The 24705-nt window shown below is 69.7% G+C and carries 20 protein-coding genes and 1 pseudogene; 11 read left to right on the top strand and 10 right to left on the bottom strand.

The window, feature by feature from the left end; all coding sequences use genetic code 11:
• Positions 1–56: 56 nt before the first annotated feature.
• The 3 genes from ACK4TT_RS06985 to ACK4TT_RS06995 form a co-directional block, all read right to left on the bottom strand.
• The gene (locus tag ACK4TT_RS06985; RefSeq protein WP_410212718.1) at positions 57–1784 is read right to left on the bottom strand and encodes a class I adenylate-forming enzyme family protein; all 1728 of its coding nucleotides are present in this window, start codon (positions 1782–1784) and stop codon (positions 57–59) included.
• A 43-nt stretch (positions 1785–1827) separates the two neighbouring features.
• Positions 1828–3159 carry an acyl-CoA dehydrogenase family protein gene (locus tag ACK4TT_RS06990; protein WP_409637439.1) on the bottom strand — a complete coding sequence of 444 codons (1332 nt, stop codon included), beginning with the start codon at positions 3157–3159 and terminating at the stop codon, positions 1828–1830.
• Between the two features lie 82 nt (positions 3160–3241).
• Positions 3242–4009 (bottom strand): crotonase/enoyl-CoA hydratase family protein, encoded by a 768-nt coding sequence (locus ACK4TT_RS06995; protein ID WP_409637437.1) that lies wholly within the window; start codon positions 4007–4009, stop codon positions 3242–3244.
• A 65-nt stretch (positions 4010–4074) separates the two neighbouring features.
• On the opposite strand from ACK4TT_RS06995, the gene ACK4TT_RS07000 reads away from it, so the two are divergent.
• Entirely contained in the window at positions 4075–5310 is a 1236-nt protein-coding gene (locus ACK4TT_RS07000; RefSeq protein WP_410212687.1) for a serine hydrolase domain-containing protein, read from the top strand.
• Between the two features lie 54 nt (positions 5311–5364).
• Here ACK4TT_RS07000 and ACK4TT_RS07005 read toward each other — a convergent pair whose 3' ends face one another.
• Entirely contained in the window at positions 5365–6804 is a 1440-nt protein-coding gene (locus ACK4TT_RS07005) for an MATE family efflux transporter (protein ID WP_410212688.1), read from the bottom strand.
• A 250-nt stretch (positions 6805–7054) separates the two neighbouring features.
• Between ACK4TT_RS07005 and rfbB the strand changes: the two genes are divergently transcribed.
• From rfbB to rfbA, 3 genes are read left to right on the top strand one after another with little or no spacing between them, the layout of a single operon-like run.
• Complete coding sequence (rfbB, locus tag ACK4TT_RS07010; protein WP_409637428.1) at positions 7055–8119, top strand: dTDP-glucose 4,6-dehydratase; 1065 nt, start codon at positions 7055–7057, stop codon at positions 8117–8119.
• Positions 8116–9018, top strand: coding sequence for a dTDP-4-dehydrorhamnose reductase (gene rfbD / locus ACK4TT_RS07015; protein WP_410212689.1), 903 nt, complete (start codon positions 8116–8118; stop codon positions 9016–9018). Before rfbB ends, rfbD begins: the two co-directional genes overlap by 4 nt.
• The gene (gene rfbA, locus ACK4TT_RS07020) at positions 9015–9905 is read left to right on the top strand and encodes a glucose-1-phosphate thymidylyltransferase RfbA (RefSeq protein ID WP_409637422.1); all 891 of its coding nucleotides are present in this window, start codon (positions 9015–9017) and stop codon (positions 9903–9905) included. Before rfbD ends, rfbA begins: the two co-directional genes overlap by 4 nt.
• A gap of 3 nt (positions 9906–9908) precedes the next feature.
• Here the strand turns inward: rfbA and ACK4TT_RS07025 are convergent, their stop codons facing one another.
• Positions 9909–11315 (bottom strand): amino acid permease, encoded by a 1407-nt coding sequence (locus ACK4TT_RS07025; RefSeq protein ID WP_410212690.1) that lies wholly within the window; start codon positions 11313–11315, stop codon positions 9909–9911.
• 333 nt (positions 11316–11648) lie between these two features.
• Here ACK4TT_RS07025 and ACK4TT_RS07030 point away from each other — a divergent pair, with 333 nt between their 5' ends.
• Entirely contained in the window at positions 11649–13727 is a 2079-nt protein-coding gene (locus ACK4TT_RS07030; protein WP_410212691.1) for a redoxin family protein, read from the top strand.
• A 68-nt stretch (positions 13728–13795) separates the two neighbouring features.
• Here the strand turns inward: ACK4TT_RS07030 and ilvD are convergent, their stop codons facing one another.
• Positions 13796–15634 carry a dihydroxy-acid dehydratase gene (gene ilvD, locus ACK4TT_RS07035; protein ID WP_410212692.1) on the bottom strand — a complete coding sequence of 613 codons (1839 nt, stop codon included), beginning with the start codon at positions 15632–15634 and terminating at the stop codon, positions 13796–13798.
• A gap of 99 nt (positions 15635–15733) precedes the next feature.
• On the opposite strand from ilvD, the gene ACK4TT_RS07040 reads away from it, so the two are divergent.
• Positions 15734–16645 carry a LysR substrate-binding domain-containing protein gene (locus ACK4TT_RS07040; protein WP_409637411.1) on the top strand — a complete coding sequence of 304 codons (912 nt, stop codon included), beginning with the start codon at positions 15734–15736 and terminating at the stop codon, positions 16643–16645.
• 3 nt (positions 16646–16648) lie between these two features.
• On the opposite strand, the gene ACK4TT_RS07045 is transcribed toward ACK4TT_RS07040, so the two are convergent.
• Complete coding sequence (locus tag ACK4TT_RS07045; RefSeq protein ID WP_409637408.1) at positions 16649–17287, bottom strand: TetR/AcrR family transcriptional regulator; 639 nt, start codon at positions 17285–17287, stop codon at positions 16649–16651.
• A 154-nt stretch (positions 17288–17441) separates the two neighbouring features.
• On the opposite strand from ACK4TT_RS07045, the gene ACK4TT_RS07050 reads away from it, so the two are divergent.
• The 4 genes and pseudogenes from ACK4TT_RS07050 (at position 17442) to ACK4TT_RS07065 (ending at position 20304) form a co-directional block, all read left to right on the top strand.
• Positions 17442–18260 carry a UDP-2,3-diacylglucosamine diphosphatase gene (locus ACK4TT_RS07050; RefSeq protein WP_409637405.1) on the top strand — a complete coding sequence of 273 codons (819 nt, stop codon included), beginning with the start codon at positions 17442–17444 and terminating at the stop codon, positions 18258–18260.
• Between the two features lie 60 nt (positions 18261–18320).
• Positions 18321–18503 (top strand): annotated as a pseudogene (locus ACK4TT_RS07055) (TetR/AcrR family transcriptional regulator); the annotation flags it as partial.
• 132 nt (positions 18504–18635) lie between these two features.
• The gene (locus ACK4TT_RS07060; RefSeq protein WP_409637657.1) at positions 18636–19733 is read left to right on the top strand and encodes a glycosyltransferase family 4 protein; all 1098 of its coding nucleotides are present in this window, start codon (positions 18636–18638) and stop codon (positions 19731–19733) included.
• A gap of 118 nt (positions 19734–19851) precedes the next feature.
• The gene (locus ACK4TT_RS07065) at positions 19852–20304 is read left to right on the top strand and encodes an NUDIX hydrolase (protein ID WP_409637402.1); all 453 of its coding nucleotides are present in this window, start codon (positions 19852–19854) and stop codon (positions 20302–20304) included.
• On the opposite strand, the gene phnE is transcribed toward ACK4TT_RS07065, so the two are convergent.
• The 3 genes from phnE to phnC are packed head-to-tail and all read right to left on the bottom strand — an operon-like array spanning position 20301 to position 22914.
• Positions 20301–21113 carry a phosphonate ABC transporter, permease protein PhnE gene (gene phnE / locus ACK4TT_RS07070; RefSeq protein ID WP_409637399.1) on the bottom strand — a complete coding sequence of 271 codons (813 nt, stop codon included), beginning with the start codon at positions 21111–21113 and terminating at the stop codon, positions 20301–20303. The genes ACK4TT_RS07065 and phnE overlap by 4 nt on opposite strands.
• Positions 21113–22123 carry a phosphate/phosphite/phosphonate ABC transporter substrate-binding protein gene (gene phnD, locus ACK4TT_RS07075; protein WP_409637396.1) on the bottom strand — a complete coding sequence of 337 codons (1011 nt, stop codon included), beginning with the start codon at positions 22121–22123 and terminating at the stop codon, positions 21113–21115. The genes phnE and phnD overlap by 1 nt, the downstream gene beginning before the upstream one ends.
• Positions 22120–22914, bottom strand: a complete 795-nt coding sequence (gene phnC, locus ACK4TT_RS07080; protein WP_409637393.1) for a phosphonate ABC transporter ATP-binding protein — start codon at positions 22912–22914, stop codon at positions 22120–22122. The genes phnD and phnC overlap by 4 nt, the downstream gene beginning before the upstream one ends.
• Before the next feature lie 429 nt (positions 22915–23343).
• Between phnC and ACK4TT_RS07085 the strand changes: the two genes are divergently transcribed.
• Positions 23344–24615, top strand: coding sequence for a type III PLP-dependent enzyme (locus ACK4TT_RS07085; RefSeq protein WP_409637390.1), 1272 nt, complete (start codon positions 23344–23346; stop codon positions 24613–24615).
• Positions 24616–24705: the final 90 nt, after the last annotated feature.

The raw sequence follows: 24705 nt of genomic DNA on the forward strand, positions 1-24705 counted from the left end.
TCCACGTCTAGGCGTCCGGCCGCGCCTGCGCCAGTCCTCTACCTGAACCGGAGCCGTCAGGCGGCCTCCGTTTCCTGGTCGAAGACCTTCTTCAGCTCGGTCTTCAGGATCTTGCCGTTGGCGTTGCGCGGCAGGGTCTCGGGCCAGAAGGCGACCTTCACCGGGACCTTGAAGGCGGCCAGCCGCGCGCGGACCAGGTCGCGCAGCTCGTCCTCGGTGGCCGTGCCGCCGGGCCGCAGATGCACCACCGCCGCCGGCTCCTCGCCCAGGGTCTTGTGGGGGACGCCCACGATGGCGGCGTCCATCACGTCGGGATGCTCGTAGAGGACGTTCTCCACCTCGACGCAGTAGATGTTCTCCCCGCCGCGGATCAGCATGTCCTTGGCCCGGTCGATGATGAACAGGAAGCCCTCCTCGTCCACCCGCGCCAGGTCGCCGGTGCGCAGCCAGCCGTCCACGAAGGTATCGGCCGTGGCCTCGGGCTTGTTCCAGTAGCCCTTCACCACCTGCGGCCCCTTCACCCAGAGCTCGCCCACGGCGCCGGCCGGAAGCACGGTCGCGCCGTCGGCCGGATCGCGAATCTGCATCTCGCCCACGGGCGCTGCCGGGCCGGCGCTCTCGGGGCGATGCAGGTAATCCTGGCCCATGTGGCTGGTGAAGGTCGCCGTGGTTTCGGTCATGCCCCAGCCGTTGCCCGGCTGCGAGCCGGGGAACACCTCGGCGATCTTGCGCACCAGCTCGGGCGCCGACGGGGCGCCGCCGTAGGTCACGGCGAGCAGCGAAGAGAGGTCGTACTTCTCCCGCGCCGGATGTTCGATGAGCTGCCAGGCGATGGTCGGCACGCCGCCGGTGGCGCTGACCTTCTCGCGCTCGATCAGCTTCATGGCGGGCTCGGCGTCCCAGCGACGCATCAGCACGATCTTGCCGCCGGCGTTCAGCGTCGGCGACAGGGTGGCCGACAGCCCGGTGGCGTGGAACATCGGCACGACCAGCAGGGTGCAGCGCTGGGGCAGCTTGGTGGGGTCCAGCTCGGGCAGCGGCTGGCCCGCCCGCAGGAAGTTCCGCGCCGCCGAGATGCCGCCCGCCCCGATGTTGGAGGTCATGTTGCGGTGGGTGCCCAGCGCCCCCTTGGGCTTCCCCGTGGTGCCGGAGGTGTAGAGGATGGTGGCGTCGTCCTCCGGCTCAAGCGACACGTCGGGCAGAGCGAGCTCGGCCAGCCTGCCCCAGTCGTTGACCTTGCCGATCACCTCCTCCAGGCGGTGGCAGCGGCCGTCGCCGGGCGCCTCGCGCAGGCGGGCCACATAGACCTTCTCCAGCGCCGGCAGGTTCTTCAGGTGGCCCGAAAGACGCTCCAGGCGCTCGTCGTCGACGATGGCCACCTTGGTCCCGGAATCGGCCAGGCCGTATTCCAGCTCCGCGCCCGTCCACCAGGCGTTCAGCGGCGTCACGATGGCGCCCACGAGCTGGCCGGCCCAGAAGGCCACCGGCCATTCCGGCAGGTTGCGCATGATCACCGCCACCCGGTCGCCCTTTCGCACGCCGTCGGCGATCAGGCGGTGGGCGAGCGTCACGGTGGCGCGGCCGAAGCTGTCGAAGGTGGCCCGGTCGTCCTCGTAGACCAGGAACTCCCGGTCCCGGAACCGCATGCCGTTCAGGAAGACGTCGCGCAGCGTCGGCGGCGCGTTCTTCCAGATGCGGGTCGCAACGCCCCGGATCGTCGCCTCGCCGATCTCGAAGGGCGCGCCCGGGGCGGTGAGGCGGCCGTGCGCCTCGGCGATGCTCATGACCGGCCAGTTGTCGCTCACTTCAGAACTCCACGCTCGAAACTCAGGTCGCCGCCCGGGCCTGGGCCCGGCGGTCGGCGTAATGGGCCTTGATCTCCGCCAGCTCGGCGGCGAAGCGCTTCTCGGCTTCCTCGCGCAGGCGAGGGATGTGGTAGCTTGGGAACAGGTCGTTCTCGGGCCGGTAGTCCTTGAGGACCTGCCTGGCCAGCGTCACCTGGTGCACCTCGGTTGGCCCATCGGCGATGCCCATCACCAGGCTGGAGGTCACCATGTGCATGAACGGCATCTCGTTGGAGACGCCCAGCGCGCCATGCAGGTGCGCGGCCTTGGTCGCCACGTCCTGGTATATCCTCGGCATGGCCACCTTGATGGCGGCGATGTCCTTGCGGACCATGCTGTAGTCCTTGTGCTTGTCGATCAGCCAGGCCGTGCGCAGGACGAGCAGCCGAAAGCTCTCCACCGCGATCCAGGCGTCGGCGATCTGGGCCTGGACCATCTGCAGGTCGCAGAGGCGCCCGTCGCGAGTGCTGCGCGACACCGCCCGGCGGCACATCAGGTCCAGGGCGTGCTTGCAGGCCCCGACGGTCCGCATGGCATGGTGGACGCGGCCGCCGCCCAGGCGCACCTGGGCGATCACGAAGGCGCCGCCCCGCTCGCCCAGCAGGGCGTCGGCCGGCACGCGCACGTCGGTGTATCGGACATAGGCCTCGTTGCCGCCGCCGATCTCGCCGCCGGCGCCCACGGCCACGTTGCGCACGATCTCGACGCCGGGGGTGTCGGCCGGCACCAGGAAGATCGAGGTCCGCCGGTAGGGGTCGCGGGCGTCCGGATCGGTCACCGCATAGACCACCAGCAGCTTGGCGTACCGGGCGTTGGTGGAGAACCACTTCTCGCCGTTGATGACCCATTGGCCGCCGTCGAGCACGGCGCGGGTCTTGAAGGTCAGGGGGTCCGAGCCGCCGGTAGGTTCGCTCATCGAGAAGGCCGAGCGGATCTCGCCCTCCAGCAGCGGCTTCAGCCAGCGGTCCTTCTGGGCCTCAGTCCCGTAGTGGGCGATGATCTCGGCGTTGCCGGTGTCGGGCGCCTGGCAGCCGAAGATGGTGGGGGCCAGGCTGTTGCGCCCCAGCTTCTCGTTCATCAGGGCGAGCTTCACCTGGCCGAAGCCCTGGCCGCCCAGCTCGGGTCCCAGGTGACAGGCCCATAGGCCCTGGTCCTTCACCCGCTGTTGAAGCGGCTTGATCAGCTTCTCGCGGCCCAGCGACGAATAGGGCGCGACGCCGAGGTGCGAGAGGGGCTCGACCTCCTCGCGCATGAAGTCCTCGATCCAGTCCAGCTTCTTCTGGAACTCAGGCTCGGTCTCGAAATCCCAGGCCATCGGCGCTCTTCCCCGCACACTTTCGAATTATCGGTATTGCGCGGGCATTATGTACGCCGCCGCCTCCGGCGCAACGCCGCCGTCAGAACGCCCCTCCCCGCCCTTGGCCGGACGCGAACCGGGCGGCGCCCTCGCGTGAGGCGCCTGAGCGCAGCACGGCCATGCCATGCTTCAGCTCGTTGGCCGTCGCCGTCTCCCAGTCCAGGGACCATTGCTCGATGGCGCTCATCCGGTCCCCGCGCAGGCACCCTTGCGGGAAGGCGGCGATCTGGCGGGCCAGGTCGAGGGCCGCGGCCAGCGCCTGTCCGGCCGGCGCGAGCCGGTTGGCGAGGCCGATCTCCAGGGCTTCCCTGGCTTCCACCGGCCGCCCGGTGAGGATCAGGTCCATGGCCCGCGAGTGCCCGATCAGCCGGGGCAGGCGCACGGTGCCCAGGTCGATCAGCGGCACCCCGAACCGGCGGCAGAAGACCCCGAACACCGCATCCTCGGCCGCCACCCGCAGGTCGGCCCAGCAGGCCACCTCCAGGCCGCCGGCCACGGCATGGCCCTCGATGGCGGCGATCACCGGCTTCCCCAGCTTCAGGCGCGTGCAGCCCATCGGGCCGAGGTCGCCGCCCTCCCTCACCGGATTGCCGGCGTCGGCGCTGATCGCCTTCAGGTCCGCTCCGGCGCAGAAGGAACCGCCGCGCCCCGTCAGCACGGCCACGTCCAGCCCCTCGTCAGCATCGAAGGCCTTGAAGGCGTCGTAGAGCTGCCGGGCCGTCGCCGCGTCCACGGCGTTGCGCCGCTCGGGCCGCTCGATCGTGACGATGGCGATGCGGTCCCGCCGCTCCAGGCTTACCGTCTGCATGGCTGATCCTCCTGGCCGCATCGTCGCCCTTGCGACCACGGGGAAGGCAAGGGCAAAAGCGAGGGATGAGCACCGCCAGGTCCCCCGCCCAGTCCTTGGGCTTCGCCCCCGACCGCCTCGCCCGCATCGACCGGTTCCTGCAGGAGAAGTACGTCGGTCCGGGCCGGCTGCCCTGCGCCCAGTTCCTCCTCGCCCGACGCGGCGAGACGGTCCACCAGAGCGTGCTCGGCCAGCAGGACCCCGAACGCGGCGTGGCGCTCGCCGAGGACACGGTCTTCCGCATCTATTCGATGACCAAGCCTGTCACCTCGGTCGCCCTGATGACCCTGGTGGAGGAGGGCCTCGTCGCCCTGGATGATCCGGTGGCCAGGCACATCCCGGAATGGGCGAACCTGGGCGTCTATTCGGCCGGGACCGGTCCCTACCTCACCACGCCGCAGGCCCGGCCGATGCAGGTGGTCGATCTGCTGCGCCACACGTCCGGCCTGACCTACGGCTTCCAGAACCGCACCAATGTCGACGCCGCCTATCGGGCGGCGAACCTCGACCACATGTACGCGGGCCTCGACCTCGATGGCATGATCGGCGCCCTCGCCCGGCTGCCGCTGGAGTTCTCGCCGGGCGAGGCCTGGAACTATTCCGTCTCCACCGACGTGGTCGGCTACCTGGTGCAGAAGATCGCCGGCAAGCCACTGGCCCAGGTGTTCCAGGAGCGGATCTTCGATCCGCTGAAGATGGCCGACACGGGCTTCTCCGTCCGCGAGGACCAGCGCGCCCGCTTCGCCGCCTGCTACGAGGCGAAGGCCGGCGGCGGCCTCAAGCTGCAGGACGATCCGACGACCAGCCCCTACCTTGGCGCGCCGAAGCTCTATTCGGGCGGCGGCGGCCTGGTCTCGACCGCGGCAGACTACATGCGCTTCTGCCGGATGCTGCTGAACGGCGGCGAACTGGACGGCGCCCGCATCCTGGCGCCCAAGACCCTCCGCCTGATGACCGCCAACCACCTGCCGGGCGGGGCCGACCTGACCCAGATGTCGCGCTCGCTGTTCTCGGAAAGCACCAACGCCGGCGTCGGCTTCGGCCTGGGCTTCGCCGTGGTGTTCGACCCGCCGAAGACGCTGATCCCCTGCTCGCCGGGCGAATTCTACTGGGGCGGCATGGCCTCGACGGCCTTCTGGGTCGATCCCGTGGAGGAGGTGACGGCGGTCTTCATGACCCAGCTCATCCCGTCCTCGACCTATGCGGTGCGGCGCGAACTGCGGACGCTCGTCTATTCGGCGCTGATGGACTCCAACGCCTAGAGTCTTCAGCGCGATCTGATCGCAAAACCGGTGTCCACTCTTGCGGATCGCGCTCTAACGGGCGGCGTCGCCCTTCTCTACCGGCGTTGAGAGGCCCGTATCCGCCGTCTCGCCCTGGACCGCGCCGGATGGCAGCATGCGGGCGGTGCGCCAGCCGCCCCACAGGTAGTAGCCCGCCGCCAGGGCGACCATCACCACGCTGCCCATCGGGAAACTCCACCAGATGGCGTCCGCGCCGATGTGCGGCTTGAGCACATTGGCCAGCGGGATGCGCACGCCCCACAGCGCGATGATCATGGCCAGCAGTGGCGGCCAGACAGCGCCCGTGGCCCGCACCACGCCGTTGAAGATGAAGGCCATCGAGAACGGCACGAAGCCCCAGAGCACGATCTGGTTCAGGTGGGCCGCGATCGGCAGGGCGGGGCTCTCGGCCGGCAGGAAGGCCCGCAGCACATAGGGCTCGGCCAGCAGCAGGAGGACCACGAGCGTGCTGGTGCCGATGGCCGAGAACAGCACGCCGCGCCGGGCGACTTCGGCCACCCGGTCCATCCGGCCCGCGCCGACGTTCTGGGCGGCCATCGAGGACACGGCCGCGCCCAGGGCCATACCCGGCATCTGGACATAGGTCCAAAGCTGGACCGCCGCGCCGTAGGCCGCCGCCGTCTCGGAACCGTAGCCGTTGACCAGTCCCATCATGGTGGTCGCCGCCAGAGACACGACGATCATCTGGAAAGCCATGGGCAGGCCCTTCAGCACCAGGGCCTTCACGATCATGGGGTCGGGCGCCAACAGGCGCCATTCCCGGGGCCGGAGCGCCAGGATGCTGTCCCTGGCGTATAGGTGGGCCATGAGGGCCACCAGGGTCGCGGTCTGGGCGATCAGTGTGGCGGCGGCCGAGCCCGCGATCCCCAGCCGGGGCAGCGGCCCCACGCCCAGGATCAGCAGCGGGTTCAGCACCACGTCCAGCGCCACCGCCAGGATCGAGAACAGGAAGGGTGTGCGGGAGTCGCCCGTGCCGCGCTGGGCCATCATCAGGAAGGTGAAGAAGAACACGAACGGCATCGCCGCGAAGATCACCTGCAGATAGGCGATCGCGGGGCCCCTGGCGTCGGGCGGAGCGCCCATGGCGTCGAGGATGGCCGGGGTGAACACGAAGCCCGCGACGCCCACGCCCGCCGAGACAATGGCGAAGAAGCCCGTGCACGAGCCCACCACCTTGCGGGCCAGCGTCGGGTCCGACGCGCCGATGGCCTGGCCGATCAGGATGTTGGCCGCCATGGTCAGGCCGAACATGGCCCCCAGCATCAGGAAGAAGATCTGATTGGCGTTGGAGATGGCCGCCAGGGCCGCCTCACCCAGGATATGGCTCACCCAGACCGCGTTGGCCGACCCGTTGATCGACTGCAGGACGTTGGAGCCCAGGACGGGCAGGGAGAACAGGATCAGGGTCCTGCCGATCGGTCCCGAGGTGAGGTCGGGACCGCCCCGGCCCATCGTCGGCCGCGCCGCTTGTCTGCGCCCCTCCAACACACCCTCCCGAACGTCCCGACGAGGGCGCTTACGGCGGCCAGGCCCGAGAATCCATACCAATCGTACGGACTTGCCGCATCGTGCGGCAAGCACGCGGCGGGTGCGTCCGGCGCCGGGCGGGGTTGAGCCCACCACGTTTCGTTGTAAGAGGGCGGGAGGCTAGGGGTGGAGCAGTCGGGCGGCAGGGGCGCCGCCGGCAAGCGCGAAAGGTCGCATGAAGATTCTCATCACGGGCGGGGCCGGCTTCATCGGGTCGGCGGTGGTCCGCCGGGCGATCCGGCAGGGCCACGAGGTCGTCAACCTCGACGTGCTCGCCTACTCCGCCAACCTCGAGAACGTCGAAGCCGTCGCCGGCAGCCCCGCCTACGCCTTCGAGGAAGCCGACATCTGCGACCGCCTGCGGGTCGAGGCGATCTTCGCCCACCACAAGCCCGACGCGGTGATGCACCTGGCCGCCGAGAGCCACGTGGACCGCTCGGTCGAGGGGCCGCTCGACTTCGTGCGCACCAACGTCATGGGCACGGCCGTGATGCTGGAGGCCGCCCGGGCCTACTGGGCGAAGTTGGAGGCGCCGAAGAAGGACGCCTTCCGCTTCCATCACGTCTCGACCGACGAGGTGTTCGGCGCGCTGGGCGAGGACGGCGAGTTCACCGAGGAGACCCCCTACGATCCCACCTCGCCCTATTCGGCGTCCAAGGCCTCGGCCGACCACCTGGTCCGCGCCTGGGGCCGCACCTATGGCCTGCCGGTGGTGATCACCAACTGCTCGAACAACTACGGCCCCTTCCAATTCCCCGAGAAGCTGATCCCGACGGTCATCACCCGGGCGCTGGAGGGCAAGTCGATCCCGGTCTACGGCGACGGCCGGCAGGTGCGCGACTGGCTGCACGTGGACGACCACGCCGAGGCCCTGCTGCTGGTCCTCGCAAAGGGCCGGCTGAACGAGACCTACTGCATCGGCGGCGACGCCGACCGCCGCAACATCGAGGTGGTGCGGATGATCTGCGCCGAGCTCGACAAGGTGGCCCCCGCCAACACCGCCCACGCCGACAAGATCGAATTCGTGAAGGACCGCCCGGCCCACGATTTCCGCTACGCCATCGACTGCTCCAAGCTCGAGCGCGAGCTGGGCTGGAAGCCTTCGGTGACCCTGGAGCAGGGACTCGCGGAAACCGTCCGCTGGTACGTGGACAACTACGGCTGGGTCGAGCGCATCCGCGAGCGCGGCTTCCACTCCGAACGCCTAGGCCTCGTGGACCAGGGCCTGGTGAAGGCGTGAGCGTTCGCGTCCTGCAGTTCGGGACGACCGGCCAGGTCTCTCGTGAACTGATCCGCCAGGCGCCCGCCCACGACGTGGCGCTGACGGCGCTGTCGCGCGCCGAGGCCGATCTCGCCGATCCCGAGCGGGCGGCCCGCAAGGTGGCCGAGCACCGCCCCGAGCTGGTGATCCTCGCCGCCGCCTACACCGCCGTGGACCTGGCCGAAACCGAGACGGTGTTGGCGCGCCGGGTGAACGCCGAGGCGCCGGGGGCGATCGCGCGGGCCTGCGCCTCGTGCGGCGCGGCTCTCGTCCACTTCTCCACCGACTATGTCTTCGACGGGACCAAGGCCCAGGCCTACCTGCCCGGCGACGCCACCCATCCTCTGAACGCCTACGGCGAGACCAAGCTGGAGGGCGAGCGCCGGGTGCTGGACGCCTGTCCCCGGGCCCTGGTCATCCGGACCTCCTGGGTGGTCTCGGCGCACGGCAGGAACTTCGTGAAGACCATGCTGCGGCTGGCCGGCGAGGGGGGTCCGATCCGCGTCGTGGACGACCAGTTCGGCCGCCCCACCTCGGCCGCCGACCTGGCCGGCTTCGTGCTGTCACAGGCCGGGCGTCTGGCCGACGCGCGGGCCGGCGATCCGGTCTTCGGGGTCCATCACTTCGCCAACGCGGGGGAGACGAGCTGGCGCGGCTTCGCCCAGGGCGTCTTCGAACTGGCGCTGGGCGACCAGGCGCCCGAGGTCGGGGCCATCGCGACCGCCGATCGGCCCTCGCCGGCGACCCGTCCGGCCCGCGGCGTGCTCGACACCTCGGCCACCGAGGCCGTCTTCGGGGTCGCGCCCCGTCCCTGGCGAGCGGCGCTCGCCGACATCCTGGCCGAACTCAAGGCCGAGCAGGAGACGAACCCGGCATGAGGCGCGGCATCATCCTGGCCGGGGGCTCGGGCACCCGGCTGCATCCCCTGACCCTGGCGGTCTCCAAGCAGCTGCTGCCGGTCTACGACAAGCCGATGATCTACTATCCGCTGTCGGTCCTGATGCTGGCCGGCGTGCGCGAGATCCTGATCATCACCACGCCCGAGGACCAACCCGCGTTCAAGCGCCTGCTGGGCGATGGCAGCCACCTGGGCGTCCGCTTCGAATACGTGGTCCAGCCCACACCCGGCGGCCTCGCCGAGGCCTATCTTCTGGGCGAGGAGTTCGTGGGCGGCGAGCCCAGCGTGATGATCCTGGGCGACAACATCTTCTTCGGCCAGAACTTCAGGGCGATGCTCAGCCGCGCCCATGGCCGCCAGAGCGGGGCCACCGTGTTCGGCTATCCGGTGCACGATCCCGAGCGCTACGGCGTGGTGGAGCTCTCCCCCGACAACCGGGCGCTCTCCATCGAGGAGAAGCCCAAGGTCCCGAAGTCCAACTTCGCCGTCACGGGCCTCTACTTCTACGACGGCCGGGCCAGCGAGTTCGCCAAGACCCTGACGCGCTCGGCGCGCGGCGAACTGGAGATCACCTCGCTGAACCAGATCTATCTCGAGGCCGGCGAGCTGCACGTCGAGCTGCTGGGCCGGGGCTTCGCCTGGGAGGACGCAGGCACCCACGACAGCCTGATCCAGGCCGGCGAGCTGATCCGCACCTTCGAGCAGCGCCAGGGCCTGCGCATCGGCTGCCTGGAGGAGATCGCCTACCAACAGGGCTGGATCGGGCGCGAGGACCTGATCCGCGTCGCCGACCTTCAGGCCAAGAGCGAGTACGGCCGCTACCTGCGCGAGCTCGCCGAGCGGCCGCCCGGCGAACCCTCGGAGTAGCCGTCAGGCGGCGGCCAGCCGGCTCTTCGCCCGCCCGTAGGCCAGGTAGACGATCAGGCCCACGCCGTTCCAGACGAAGAACATCACCTGGGTTGCGGCCGCCAGGCTCGAGAACAGGTAGAGGCAGCCGGCCACGGCCAGCGGCCCCACGGCCCACCAGAGCGGCGTGCGGAACGGCCGCGGCAGGTCCGGGCGCTGGCGACGCAGGACCATCATGGCGATGGCGGTGGCGATGAAGGCCGCCAGGGTGCCGGCGTTAGCCACCTCGGCGATGAAGCGCAGCGGCAGGAAGCCCGCCATGGCCGCGGCGCAGACGCCGGTCAGCACCGTCACCGCCGCCGGCACGCCGCGCCTGTTGACCGCCGAAAGGCCGGTGGGCAGCAGGCCGTCGCGCGACATGGCGAAGAACACCCGGCTCTGGCCGTACATGAAGGCCATGATGACCGTCGGCAGGGCGATGACCGCCGCCGCCGCGATCAGCACGGCGACCAGCGGATGACCCAGCTCCCGCAGGATGAAGGCCAGCGGCTCGCCGCTCTTGGCGAACACCGCGAAGGGCGAGGCGCCCAGCGCGGCGGCCGCCACCAGCATATAGATGGCCGCGCAGGCCAGCATCGAGCCCACGATGCCGATGGTCAGGTCCCGGCCGGGGTTCTTGGCCTCCTCGGCCGCCGTCGAGATGGCGTCGAAGCCGTAGAAGGCGAAGAAGATCACCGCCGCCGCGGCCATCACGCCGCGCTTGATCCCCTCGCCGTCCTCGTGGGCGCTGAAGCCGTAGGGCATGAAGGGCTGGAAATTGGCGGGATCGAAGGCGGGCAGGGCCAGGCCCACGAAGGCGGCCAGCGCCACGACCTTGAAGATCACGAGGTAGAAGTTGACCGTCGCGCTCTCGCGCGTGCCGATCAGCAGCATGCCGGTGACGGCGAGGGTGATGAACACGGCCGGCAGGTTGATGAACCCGGCGGGTTCGCCCCACGGGCCCGCCGCCAGCGCCTCGGGCAGGCCCCAGCCGCGGCTCACCAGGAACCCCTGGGCGTAGCCCGACCAGCCCACCGCAACCGTCGAGCAGACCACGGTGTATTCGAGGATCAGGCTCCAGCCGATGATCCAGCCCACCAGTTCGCCCATGCCGGCGTACGAATAGGCATAGGCCGAGCCCGCCTGGGGCATCAGCGTGGCCATCTCGGCGTAGCAGAGGGCGGCGAAGGCGCAGACCGCGCCGGCGATGGCGAACGACAGGATCACCGCCGGGCCCGCCTGGCCCGCGCCGACCCCGATCAGCGTGTAGATGCCTGTGCCGATGATGGCGCCGACGCCGAGGGCCACCAGGTGCGGCCAGCTCAGCGTGCGCTTCAGGCCCTGGCCGCCGGCCTGCGGCTCGATCGGCTTGCGGCGCGTGACGAAACTCATGGCGTGTCCCCCCAGGATCTCAGGGCGCGACCATGGCCCAAGCCGCCCCCGCTGGACAAGACTTGCCGGGCCGCCAGCCGGGCCGCGCAATATTTTCGCGTGGGCAAGGGGTCAGGAGGTCCTTCGCTCCCGGCTCCGAAAGGAGGCGGCGGCCCTTCTTGCCTCGCCCGTCCGGCCATCCATTACCCCTGGAGCGTAAGTGGGCCGGCTTCCCTGAACGCTGTTCAGAAATATTCGTGCAACGTGGTTCTGCTCAGCTATCATACCGAACCTATGAATTCGGGTGGACCCAACGCCGCTTAAGCGGCGACGGCCAGGGGAGGAGATTTGGGTATGACGACGGCACGCATTTCCGTGCTTGGCCTGCTGGCGGGCGCGAGCCTGCTCTATGGCTGCGCCAGCGACAACGGCGCGCCCAGCGCGCTGGCCAGCGGCTCGGCGGCCGCGGCGATGGAAACCGCCAGCGCGCCGGCCCCGGCCACCGTCGACAACTTCATGCTCGCCGACCAGACGCTGATGGGCCACGAGCTCTACCGGCTGGCCGACGCCAAGGCGATCGTCATCATCACCCAGGCCAACGGTTGCCCGATCTCGCGCAGCCTGGCGCCCGCCGTACGGGAACTGAAGGCGAAGTACGAGGCCCAGGGTGTCGAGTTCCTGATGCTCAACTCGGCCCTGCAGGACAGCCGCGAGGCCATCGCCAAGGAAGCCGAGGAGTTCGACTTTGGCGTCCCCGTGCTGCTGGATTCCAACCAGCTCGTGGGCGAGCAGCTCGGGGTCACCCGCACGGGCGAGTTCTACGTCATCGATCCGAAGACCTGGAAGGTCGCCTACCGCGGTCCGCTGGACGACCGCTTCGACTACGGGACGCAGAAGGCCAAGGCGACCCATACCTGGGCGGCCGACGCCATCGACGCGGTGATCGCGGGCCGCCCCGCCCTGGCGGCGGCCAAGCCGAGCCCTGGCTGCCTGATCGACTTCCCCGAGCGGGCTAGGCGCGCTCAGCACGCGCAGATTTCCTACGCCAAGGACGTCGCACCGATCCTGGAAGCCAAGTGCGTGAGCTGCCACCAGCCGGGCTCGATCGGGCCCTTCTCGATGACCAGCTACGAGATGGTGAAGGGCTTCTCGCCGATGATCCGCGAGGTCATCCGCACGGATCGCATGCCGCCCTGGAACGCCGACCCGCACGTCGGCAAGTTCGAGGACGACAAGAGCCTCACCAAGGCCGAGATCAAGACCCTGGTCCACTGGATCGAGGCCGGCGCGCCGCGCGGCGACGGGCCCGACCCGCTGGCCATCGCCAAGCATGAGGCGCCCGAGTGGCCTCTGGGCACGCCGGACCTGATCCTCGACGTGCCCGCCTACACCATCCCCGCCTCGGGCGTGGTGGACTACCAGCGGCCGCACATCGTCAACCCGCTGAAGGAAGGCAAGTGGATCAAGGCCTCGACCTTCAAGGTCGACCAGCGCCAGGCGGTGCACCACTTCCTGACCGGCTACCTGAAGGAGATCCCCGACGGCCCGGCGGTCGAGAGCAAGTGGGGCTCGTCCGTGGGCGGCTACGCCGTGGGCTCGGAATCGGTGCTGTGGCCGACCAATGTCGGCACCTACCTGCCGCCCGGCGGGGCCATCGGCATCCAGGCCCACTACACGCCCTTCGGCAAGGAAGTGACCGACAAGTCCAAGCTCGGCATCTATTTCTACAAGGACAACGAGAAGCCGGGCCTGGTGATGCGCGGCGCCGTGGTGATCGACAACACCATCGTCATCCCGCCGGGCGAGGCGCGCCACAAGGAGGTGGCCTACCTCGAGTTCCCGAAGGAGGCGCTGCTCTATTCGGCCTTCCCGCACGCGCACTACCGCGGCTACGCCTCGGACCTGTGGCTGCACTACCCCGACGGGAAGAAGGAACTGATCCTCTCGCTGCCCCGGTATGACTTCAACTGGCAGCGGGACTACGTCTTCGAGAAGCCGATCCCGGTTCCGGCCGGCTCCCGGCTCGTGGCGCACTACTGGTACGACAACTCCAAGCGCAACCCGGCCAATCCCGACCCGACCAAGGAAGTCTACTGGGGCGACCAGTCGTGGGAGGAGATGTTCTTCACCAACGTGCGCTACCGGTGGGTGGACGAGACCGCCTCCAATCCGGTCAACTACGACGAGCTGATGAACCAGACCCGCATGCTGGGGATGCTGGACGACGATCTGGACGGCAAGCTGCAGAAGGCCGAGCTGAAGGGCCAGATCGGCCAGCGGCTGGCGGCCAACTTCGAGCGGATCGACCAGAACGCCAACGGCGCCATCGACCGGGAGGAGCTGGCGGCGGTGCAGAAGATGTTCGCTCCGCGTCGCCGGGACTCCCAGACGGCCCAGCAGCCGGCGCCGGCGAAACCCTCCGGCGGCCGCTGACCCCGGCCTAGAATGACGAGGGCCCCGCGGGCGACCGCGGGGCCCTTTTCGTTGGTCAGCGTTCCGGCTCAGGCGTCCGGCACGACCCGCACCGCGCCGCGGGCGGCGCTGGTGGTGAAGGCCGCATAGGCCGTGAGCGCCGGCGAGACCTTGCGAGGGCGCGGCTCCGCCGGCTTGAAGCCCTTGGCCGCCTGGACGGCGTGACGGCGGTCCAGCTCGGCCTGCGGCACGGCGAGTTCGATGCTGCGGGCCGGAATATTGATCCGGATGAGGTCGCCGTCCTCGACGAGGGCGATCAGCCCGCCCTCGGCGGCTTCCGGCGAGACGTGGCCGATGGAGAGCCCCGAGGTTCCTCCCGAGAACCGGCCGTCGGTGATGAGGGCGCAGGCCTTCCCCAGGCCCTTCGATTTCAGGTAGCTGGTCGGATACAGCATCTCCTGCATCCCCGGGCCGCCGCGCGGGCCCTCATAGCGGATCACCACCACGTCGCCGGCCACGACCTTGCCGGTCAGGATGGCCGAGACCGCCGCGTCCTGGCTCTCGTAGACCTTGGCGGGCCCCTCGAAGACCAGGATGGAGTCGTCCACCCCCGCCGTCTTCACGATGCAGCCGTCGAGCGCGATGTTGCCGCTCAGCACCGCCAGGCCGCCGTCCTTCGAGAAGGCGTGCTCGGCGTCGCGGATGACGCCGCCCTCCCGATCGAGGTCCAGGTCGTCCCAGCGGCGGGACTGGCTGAAGGCGGTCTGGGTCGGCACGCCGCCCGGCGCGGCCTTGTAGAAGGTCGCCACCGCCTCGCTGTTGGTCTGGCGGATGTCCCAGCGGGCGATGGCCTCGCCCAGCGTCGCGGTATGGACCGTGGGCGTGTCGGCGTTCAGCAGGCCCGCGCGGTCCAGCTCGCCCAGGATGGCCATGATGCCGCCCGCCCGGTGGACGTCCTCCATGTGCACGTCGCTCTTGGCCGGGGCGACCTTGCACAGGCATGGCACGCGCCGGGACAGCCGGTCGATGTCGTCCATGGTGAAGGGAACCCCGCCCTCGGCGGCGGCGGCCAGCAGGTGCAGCACCGTGTTGGTCGAGCCGCCCATGGCGATGTCCAGGCTCATGGCGTTCTCGAACGCCTCGAAGCTGGCCACCGAGCGCGGCAGGACGCTTTCGTCGCCCTGTTCGTAGTATCGGCGGGTGATGTCGACGATCAGCCGGCCGGCCTCCACGAACAGGCGCTCGCGGTCGGCGTGGGTGGCCAGCACCGAGCCGTTGCCGGGCAGCGACAGGCCCAGGGCCTCCGTCAGGCAGTTCATGGAATTGGCCGTGAACATGCCCGAGCACGAGCCGCAGGTCGGGCAGGCGGAGCGCTCGATGGCCTTCACCTCCTCGTCCGAGACCTTCTCGTCGGCGGCGGCGACCATGGCGTCGATCAGGTCGAGGGCGACCTCCTTGCCCTTCAGCACCACCTTGCCGGCCTCCATCGGCCCGCCCGAGACGAAGACCGAGGGGATGTTCAGCCGCATGGCCGCCATCAGCATGCCGGGCGTGATCTTGTCGCAGTTCGAGATGCAGACCATGGCGTCGGCGCAGTGCGCGTTCACCATGTACTCCACGCTGTCGGCGATCAGCTCGCGCGAGGGCAGGCTGTAGAGCATGCCGTCGTGGCCCATGGCGATGCCATCGTCCACGGCGATGGTGTTGAACTCCTTCGCCACCCCGCCGGCCGCCTCGATCTCGCGGGCGACGAGCTGGCCCAGGTCCTTCAGGTGCACGTGGCCCGGCACGAACTGGGTGAAGGAGTTCACCACCGCGATGATCGGCTTGCCGAAGTCGGCGTCCTTCATGCCGGTGGCGCGCCACAGGCCGCGCGCGCCGGCCATGTTGCGGCCGTGGGTCGAGGTGCGGGAGCGGTAGGCGGGCATGGGCGGAGTCCTCGGATGATCCGCATTCCGCATAACGCCGTCGGCTCATGGCCAGAAATATACTTTTGACGCTATTTTAAGTCGCGGTAGATATTAATCATGGACGTGCGCCAGCTTCGGCACTTCGCGGCGGTGGCCGAGACCCTGCACTTCGGCCGGGCGGCCGAACGGCTGGGCATGACCCAGCCGCCGCTCAGCCAGTCGATCATGGCGCTGGAGCGGGAACTGGGCGCGCCGCTGTTCGTGCGCACCAAGCGCAGCGTGGCGCTCACCCCCTTCGGCCGCCAGTGGCTGGTCCACGTCCGCGCGGTGCTGGGAGACCTGGCCGCCCTGCCCGGCGTCGCCCAGCGCCTGCGCGACGGCGAGACGGGCCGCCTGGAGCTGTCGTTCGTCAGCACCGCCGACTACAGCGTCCTGCCGGCGCTGGTGCGGCGCTACGCCGCCCTGCATCCCGGCGTGGAGATCGCGCTGAGCGAGGCCACCAGCGAGGTGCAGATCGCCGCCCTGCTGGAGGGCGAGGGCCACGCGGGGCTCGTCATCCCGCCGGCCGGCGGCGCCCTGCCCGCCGCCCTCAGCTACCGCCGCCTGCTGTCCGAGCCGCTGGTGGCGGCCGTGCCCGAGGCGTGGATCGCGGACGGCCGCCTGCCGCTGGAAGGGGGCCGCCTGAACCCGGCCGTCGCCGTGCAGGCGCCGCTGATCATCTTCCCCAAGCGCGCCGCGCCGGCCTTCCACGACCTGATCACGGGGTACTTCACGATGCACGGCGGCGGGGCGCGGATCGTCCAGGAAGCCATTCAGATGCAGACCATCATCAGCCTGGTCTCGGCCGAGATGGGCCTGGCCCTCGTGCCCGCCTCGCTGCGCAATCTCGCCCGCACGGGCGTGCGCTACGTGGAACTCGCGGGCGAGGTCCCCTCGCTGGAAACCGGCCTCGTCTGGCGCCGCGACGATCTGACGCCCACGCTGAAGCGGTTCCTGGAGGTCGCGATGGAAGCAACCGGCGAGGCCTGAAGCCTACTCGCTCCAGAGCTCCTGCTTGTCGCCCTTTCGGTTCAGCATCCGCACCGCCCGCTTGACGACGGCGATCAGCCGCTCGCGGCGGGCGTCCGTGTCGTAGGTCATGGCGCCGCGCGCCAGGCCCTCCAGCAGGAAGCGGCCGAGGTCGCGGCTGGTCTGGAAGCGCGGGTCCGCGCCGGCCTGCACCATGGCCCCGAAGCGGTCGCCGCCCACCTGGGCGTGGTCGAAGGCGCTCTGGGCGGTGGCCAGCCGCTCGCGCAGCATGGGGTCGGTCCTGGCGGCGGCCTCCAGCTCGGCGAAGGCGACGAACGGGACCTCGTGCAGCAGCGACCAGTAGGCGTCGATCGCGTGTTCCGAGGCGTCCATGCCGGGCGGCGGCGGGGCGGCGGCGGCCTGTTCCAGCAGGCGCGCGCGGTTCAGCTCGATGTGGGCGATGGCCGCCTCCACCAGCTCCTCGCGCGTGGCGAAGTGGTACAGCATGGCGCCGCGGGTCAGGCCGGCGGCGTCGGCGATCACCGCGTTGGTGGCGGCGTGATAGCCGATCTCGGCGAACAGCCGCATGGCGGCGTCGAGTATGCGCGCACGGGTCCGCTGCGACTTGGGCGTCGCCTTGGCGGGATAGGTTCGGGCGTCCATCGGACCCAATATTCGGCGACCTGGGGAGGGTCTGCTCTTGCATCTGTCCCTAACAGGACAAGGGAAGGCGACGCCAGAGGTTCAAGGGGTTTCACGTTACTGACATGCAATCAGCCTAGGCGCTGGGCAGATTGCCGGGCGCAAAGGGCTCCAAGTGACCGAACCCGCACTTCGCCGTTACCGCAGCGTGTTCCTTTCCGACATTCACCTGGGCACCCGCGGGTGCCAGGCCGAGCTGCTTCTCGACTTCATCCGCCACATGGAGTGCGACCGGCTCTACCTGGTGGGCGACATCGTCGACGGCTGGAAGATGAAGACCGGCTGGTACTGGCCCCAGGCCCATAACGACGTGGTCCAGAAGTTCCTGCGCATGGCCCGCAAGGGCGTGACCGTCACCTACATCCCCGGCAACCACGACGACCGGATCCGCGACTTCTGCGGCGTCCACTTCGGCGGCGTGGTGGTGGCCCGCGACGCCATCCATGAGACGGCCGACGGCCGCCGCTTCCTCGTGACCCACGGCGACGAGTTCGACGGCATCGTCCAGCACGCCCGCTGGCTGGCCTTCGTGGGCGACTGGAGCTACCGCGCCATCCTGGCCGCCAACACCCTGATGAACCGCGTCCGCCGCCAGTTGGGTTTCGGCTACTGGAGCTTCTCGGCCTTCCTGAAGACCAAGGTGAAGAACGCGCTACAGTTCATCGAGAACTACGAAGCCGCCGTGGCCGCCGAGGCCCGTCGGCGCGGCGTCGACGGGGTGATCTGCGGCCACATCCACAAGGCCGAGATGCGCGACATCGACGGCGTGGCCTATGTCAACGACGGCGACTGGGTCGAGAGCTGCACGGCCCTCGTCGAACACATGGACGGCCGGCTGGAGATCCTCGAATGGGCCCGGCTGCGGTCCTGGTCGGTGATCGACCGGACGGCGCGGACGCACGCGCCGGGCCTCGCCGAGCCGCTCGCCGCCTGAGCCTCCCGGTCGTTTCCGTGGCGTTGACTTGGCCGCTCAACTCATGACAGTGCGCCTGTCATGACGCCTCCCTCGCCCAGCCAGCGCGACCGCCAGCGGGAGGAGACGCGTGAGCTGATCCTGCGCGCGGTGGGCGCCCAGCTCGAGACCCGTTCCCTCGAAGACCTCAGCTTCGCCGAGATCGCCAAGGCGGCCGGCGTGGGCGAACGCACCGTCTACCGGCACTTCCCGACCAAGGAGGCCCTGCTGGGCGCATTCTGGGCCTGGATGCAGGGCCAGGCCATGGGCCAGCCCGAGGACCGCGCCCGGCCGCTCCGGCCCTCCGACCGGCGCCTGCGAGAGGCGATCACCGCCCCGCGCGACGCCCAGCGGCCCATGCGCATCCTGCTCGCCACCGACGCCTGGGAGCCGCAGGTCAACGGCGTGGTCCGCACGCTCACCCGCGTGGTCCAGGAGCTGCGCGACATGGGCCATACGGTCGAGGTGATCCATCCCGGCCAGTTCAAGACCTTCCCGCTGCCCACCTATTCCGAGATCAAGGTGGCGATCGGCGTCTACGAGCCGGTGCAGGAGCGCTTCAAGGCCTTCGAGCCCGAGGCCGTCCACATCGCCACCGAAGGGCCCATCGGCCTCGCCGCCCGGCGCATCTGCGTGGAATGGAAGCTGCCCTTCACCACCAGCTACCACACGCGGTTCCCGGAATATATTTCGGCCCGCCTGCCGCTGCCGCTGGCCGCCGGCTATGCGTACATGAAGTGGTTCCACAAGCCGTCGGGACGGCTGATGGTGGCCACCCCCACGATGCGCGACGAGCTCACGCGCCACGGCTTCCGCAACATCTCGGCCTGGTCGCGGGGTGTCGACACCGAGGCCTTCCATCCGCGCCGCGAGGGCGAGCCCGACGTGTTCGAAGGCCTGGCCCGGCCGGTCTTCCTCTACGTGGGCCGCGTGGCCGTGGAGAAGAACATCGAGGCCTTCCTGGGCCTCGATCTGCCGGGGACCAAGGTGGTCGTGGGCCCGGGGCCGCAGCTCGAGGAGCTGAAGGCCAAGTATCCCAAGGCGGTCTTCAAGGGGCCGAAGTCGGGCGCGGAGCTCGCCGCCCACTACGCCTGCGCCGACGTCTTCGTCTTCCCCTCGCTCACCGACACCTTCGGCCTGGTCATCCTGGAGGCCATGGCCTCGGGCACGCCGGTGGCCGCCTATCCGGCGCCCGGCCCCATCGACCTGATCCCGGGTTCGGAGGCCGGCGTGCTCGCACGCAGCGCCACCGAGGGCCTGCGCGAGGCCTGCCTCGACGCGCTCGAGCTCGACCGCCGCAAGGTCCGCGCCTTCGCCGAGACCTTCTCGTGGCGCGCCTGCGCCGAGGATTTCGTGCGCAACCTCCAGCCCTACCCCGAGCCCCAGAAAACCCGCTTCTGGCGCCGGCTCCGCCGCCTGGCCAGGGTGCGCCGCCGCCGGCCCGAGCCGGTCTGAGCCTGCGCCACGACGACCGCCGGGCCGGAGGGCCGCGGCGCAAGGAGTTTACTTCCGAAGACCGTCCGCATACGTCGTACCGCCTCGTGCGCCAGCCCCGCGGAAACCAGCAAGCCGAATGACCAAGATCAGGCAGAGGACCCGGCCGGAGCCGGATCGGGAACCTCGCACCCAGTATGCGGCCCTGCCCTGGCGTCGGACGCCCGAGGGCGCCGTGGAGGTGCTGCTGGTCACCTCGCGCGAGACCCGCCGCTGGGTCATCCCCAAGGGGTGGCCGATCAAGAAGCTGAAGCCCGCCGCCGCCGCCGCCCAGGAGGCTTTCGAGGAGGCGGGGCTTTCCGGAACCATGGGCAAGGCCGTGGGCGATTATCACTACGACAAGCGCCTGCGCAGCGGCCGGACCCAGCACGTCCGGGTCCGCGTCTTTCCCCTGCTGGTGGCCGAGGAGCACCCCGCCTGGCCCGAGATGGACCAGCGGGAGCGCCGTTGGACGGCGCCCGCCCACGCGGCCGAGCTGGTGGACGAGCCCGAGCTGAAGCTGCTGATCGCCGCCTTCAACCCGAACGGCTAGAGCAGGCGGCTCCGCATCGCCTGCGACAGCAGGTCGATCAGGCTGACCGCCACGATGATCACGATGATGATCGCCGAGAGCTGGTGGTAGGCGAAGGCGTTCAGCGCATCGAACAGCAGCTGGCCGATGCCGCCGGCCCCGATCAGGCCCAGCACCGTGGCCGAGCGCGAATTGGATTCGAACCGGTAGAGCGCGTAGCTGGTCCACAGCGGCGCCACCTGCGGAATCACGCCCCAGATCACCTCCTGCAGCGGGGTGGCGCCCGTGGCGCGGACGCCCTCCACGGGTCCCTTGTCGATGGCCTCCACGGCCTCGGAGAACAGCTTGGCCAGCACCGCGCCGGTGTTGATGGCGAGCGCCATGACGCCGGCGAACGGCCCCAGGCCCACCGCCACCAGGAACAGGGTGCCCAGCACCAGGTCCGGCACCGAGCGCAGCAGGTTCATCAGCAGGCGCATCGGCTGCTGCAGCCAGACCGGCGAGACGTTGCGCGCACAGGCCAGGCCGAAGGGGATCGCCAGGACCACGGCCAGCACCGTGCCCCACATGGCGATCTGCACCGTCAGCCACATCTTCGAGACGTAGAGCTTCCAGTCGGTGAAGTCGGGCTTCAGGAACTCCTGGCCGAACTGGCGCATGTTGGCCGAGTTGGTGAACAACTTGCCGAAGTTGTTCATCTCCACCGGGCCGAAGCTGATCAGCAGGATCAGGATCACCCCGCCCCAGACCAGCACGTCGGGGCCGCGCTGGGCGAGCGTGCGGCGGGGCGCGGCCGGAACGGCGGCGGGCGTCGAGGGCGCCTGGCTCATCAGATGTTCGGCTCCACGGCGCGCTTCTGGGCCGCCTCGGCCCGGACCTTGTCGAACTCGGCCTGGGCCTTGCGGATGCGGGCGCTGTCGCCCGAGCGGCGGGCGTCGGCGAGGTTCTCGGCCGCCTCCATCTCCCGGATCGGGTCGAGGTAGGAATTGTCGGCCGGCTTGAAGCCGCCGTAGGTAAGGCCTTCCAGCACCTTGCGCTGCTTCTGGGCCACCTCGTCCGTGCCCGTGCCGTAGGTCAGGAAGAACTGGCGGATCTTCTCCTTCAGCGCCGGGTCCAGGTCCTTGCGGACCACGATCGAGGACTCCGGCAGCGGCGGCGAGGTCCAGATGACCTCGATGTTCTTCATCATCTCGGGGTTCTCGCGACGGGCGAAGAGCAGGCCGACCGAGTTGTTGGTCGCCACGTCCAGCACGCCGTTGGCCACCGAGAAGACGTTCGCCTGATGGCTGGCCGAGCGCACGGCCTTGAAGCACTTGGCCGGCTCGATGTTGCGCGGCGTGAACAAATAGGCCATCGGCGCCAGCGTGCCCGAGGTGGACTTGGCGTCGCCCAGGCCGAAGGAGAAGCGCTTGTCGCACTTCATCACGTCGTCGAGCGTGATCCCGCTGCCCTTCCGCACGATCAGCACCGAGGTGTAGGAATCGGCGCCGCCGGCGTCGACCACCCGGCCGATCACCTCGCCGTCGGCGCGGCGCGTGGCCTCCAGCGCCGGCAGGGCCGAGAACCAGCCGAGCTGCACCTGGTTGAAGCGCATGGCCTCGATCAGCGACGTGTAGTTGGTGGCGAAGTAGGGCTTCACCTTCACGCCGATCTGCTTGGACATGTCCTCAAGCAGCGGGTCCCACAGCGGGCCCATCGACTGCTGGTTCTCGGCCGACAGGATCGAGAAGGTCAGTTCCTTGGGCTGGGCGCCCGAGGCGGCCTTCTGCCCGGCCTCCCCGCAGGCGGCCAGGGCCAGCGTCGCCATCAGGGCGGCGCCGATGAGGGTGCGGCGGATCATTGGGGCGCTCCTTCCCAGAAGACGTCCTCGAACTCGGGTCCGTAGATGTCGATGAGCTGTTCGCGGCGCAGGCCCGTCGCCGGGCCGTCGTAGACGATCCTGCCTGCCTTCAGGGCCACCACGCGCTCGCAGTAGCGCAGGGCGTAGTCCACCTGGTGCAGGGTGACGACCACCGTCAGGCCGTCCGAGGCGTTGAGCTCGCGAAGAATCTCCATGACCCGGCGGGCCGAGACGGGGTCGAGGCTGGCCACCGGCTCGTCGGCCAGGATCACCTTGGCCTTCTGGACGAGCGCGCGGGCGATGGCGCCCCGCTGCTGCTGGCCGCCGGAGAGCGTGTTGGCCCGCTGGGCGGCGTAGTCCGCGACGCCGACGCGGGCGAGCGCCGCCATGGCCGCGTCCTTGGTCTCGGCGGGCCACAGGCCGAGCGCGCCACGCCACGCCGGGATGCGGCCCAGGGAACCCAGGGCGACGTTGCTGAACAGGCTCAGCCGGCCCACCAGGTTGAACTGCTGGAAGATCATGCCGATGCGGGTGCGCGCCTTGCGCACGCTGGCGGCGATCTTCCCGTTCTCCTGCACCGCCGCGCCGAACGCCTCGATCCGGCCCTCGCCGGCGTCGATGGTCTGGAGCGCGCTGATCGAGCGCAGCAGCGTGGACTTGCCCGAACCGGAGGGGCCGATCAGGGCGATCATCTCGCCCTTGCGGACATCGAGGGAAACCTTGTCCAGCGCCCGGCGGGCCCCGAAGGTCTTGGAGGCGTTCCGTATCGACAGAACGGCGGCGTCGGACATGGAGGGCGGCGCTTTCCCGATCACGCGTACGCAGAGACAGGCGACCCCCCTGGATCGCCCCGGCCTGCGACGGCTTCATGACATGGCGGCCTAGCCCCGGTCCAGCAGACAGAACGCGACGACGGCGACTCAGGCGCGCGGCTGGTGCTCGCGAGCGGTTTTTCGAGCGGAATCAGGGGCTGGCGGCCGCTCGCGGCCAGGAAATCCGCGAATCGTCGAGCCGAAGTCCTTGGTCGTTACTGAGTTCGTCCCGCCACACCCCCATGGTTAAATACCGATGTTCCGCCAAGTGCCGGGATGTCGCGGGGACCAAGTCCCTTTACATCGGGGTCAGATATCCCTATTTGCGCGGCTTCCGGCGGACCCGATGTCCTAAAAAGCGCTGCTAACGCCGGTCTGGGTTCAACAATCCGTTGGGGGTTGCGTGAGGTGCACACGTACCATACGCCCCTGGACCTGGTCCGTGAGCGGTCCCCGGAACGTCCTGTCGCCCTTGCGCGGCCGGATGCGGTGGCCGTAGCGGCGCGCTGGTTCCAGGACAATTTTCAAGGCGACGTCTTCTACGCCGTGAAGGCGAACCCTTCGCCGTGGGTCATCGAGACCCTGGCGAAGAGCGGCGTCATGTCCTTCGACGTGGCCTCGGTCCCCGAGATCGAGCAGGCGGCCCGGCACGCGCCGGGCGCGCGGCTGGCGTTCATGCACCCGGTGAAGAGCCGGCGCGCGATCGCCGAGGCCTACTTCGACCATGGCGTGAAGACCTTCGCCCTCGACACCCATGAGGAGCTCCAGAAGATCCTGGAGGCCACGGGCGGCGCCGACGACCTGTCGTTGATCGTCCGCCTGGGCGTCCAGGCCGAGGGCGCCTCCTACTCGCTGTCGGGCAAGTTCGGCGTCGACGCCTGGGAGGCCCCCAGCCTCCTGCTGGCGGCCCGCCGCGCGACCCAGGACCGCATGGGCGTCAGCTTCCACGTGGGCAGCCAGTGCATGCGCCCGACCGCCTTCCAGGCGGCGATGGCCCAGGCCAACCGCGCCATCGTCCGCGCCGGCGTCCTGGTCGACGTGGTGGACGTGGGCGGCGGCTTCCCGTCGGTCTATCCCGGCATGGTCCCGCCCGACATGGCCGACTACGTGGACTCCATCCATCGCGGCTTCGCCGAGATGAGCGTCCACGAGGACACCGAGCTGTGGTGCGAGCCCGGCCGGGCGCTGGTGGCGGAAGCCTCCTCCGTGCTGGTCAAGGTCGAGCTTCGGAAGGGCGACGCGCTCTACCTGAACGACGGCGGCTACGGCAGCCTGTTCGACGCCGCGCACGTGAAGTGGCCCTTCCCGGTGAAGCTGTACCGGGGCGAGGGGCCCGGGGCCCACGAGGTGGACGCCGGCCTGAAGCCGTTCCGCTTCTACGGCCCCACCTGCGACTCGATCGACTACATGCCGGGCCCGTTCTGGCTGCCGGAGGACGTGCGCGAAGGCGACTACGTCGAGATCGGCATGCTGGGCGCCTACGGGATCGCCATGAACACCCGCTTCAACGGCTTCGGCGACACCGAGACCGCGATGGTGGGCGACGCGCCCATGGCCTCCATGTACGGCCTGGCCGGCCGCTCCATCCGCCTGCCGCGCGAGCGCCAGGAGGATGAGCGCAAGGTCGTGCGCCTGTCGCGTCCCAAGGGCGCGGCCGGCAAGAAGGGCCGCAAGCGGTAAAACCGCCATCTTCGACGTGCTATTAGGCGCGGCCGGTCGCTCCGTCCCGGTCGCGCCTTTCCTTTTGACGACGGGCGATCAAACCCAAAG

This window comes from Phenylobacterium sp., assembly GCF_046463815.1.
In the GTDB taxonomy this organism is placed as follows: Bacteria; Pseudomonadota; Alphaproteobacteria; order Caulobacterales; family Caulobacteraceae; genus Phenylobacterium.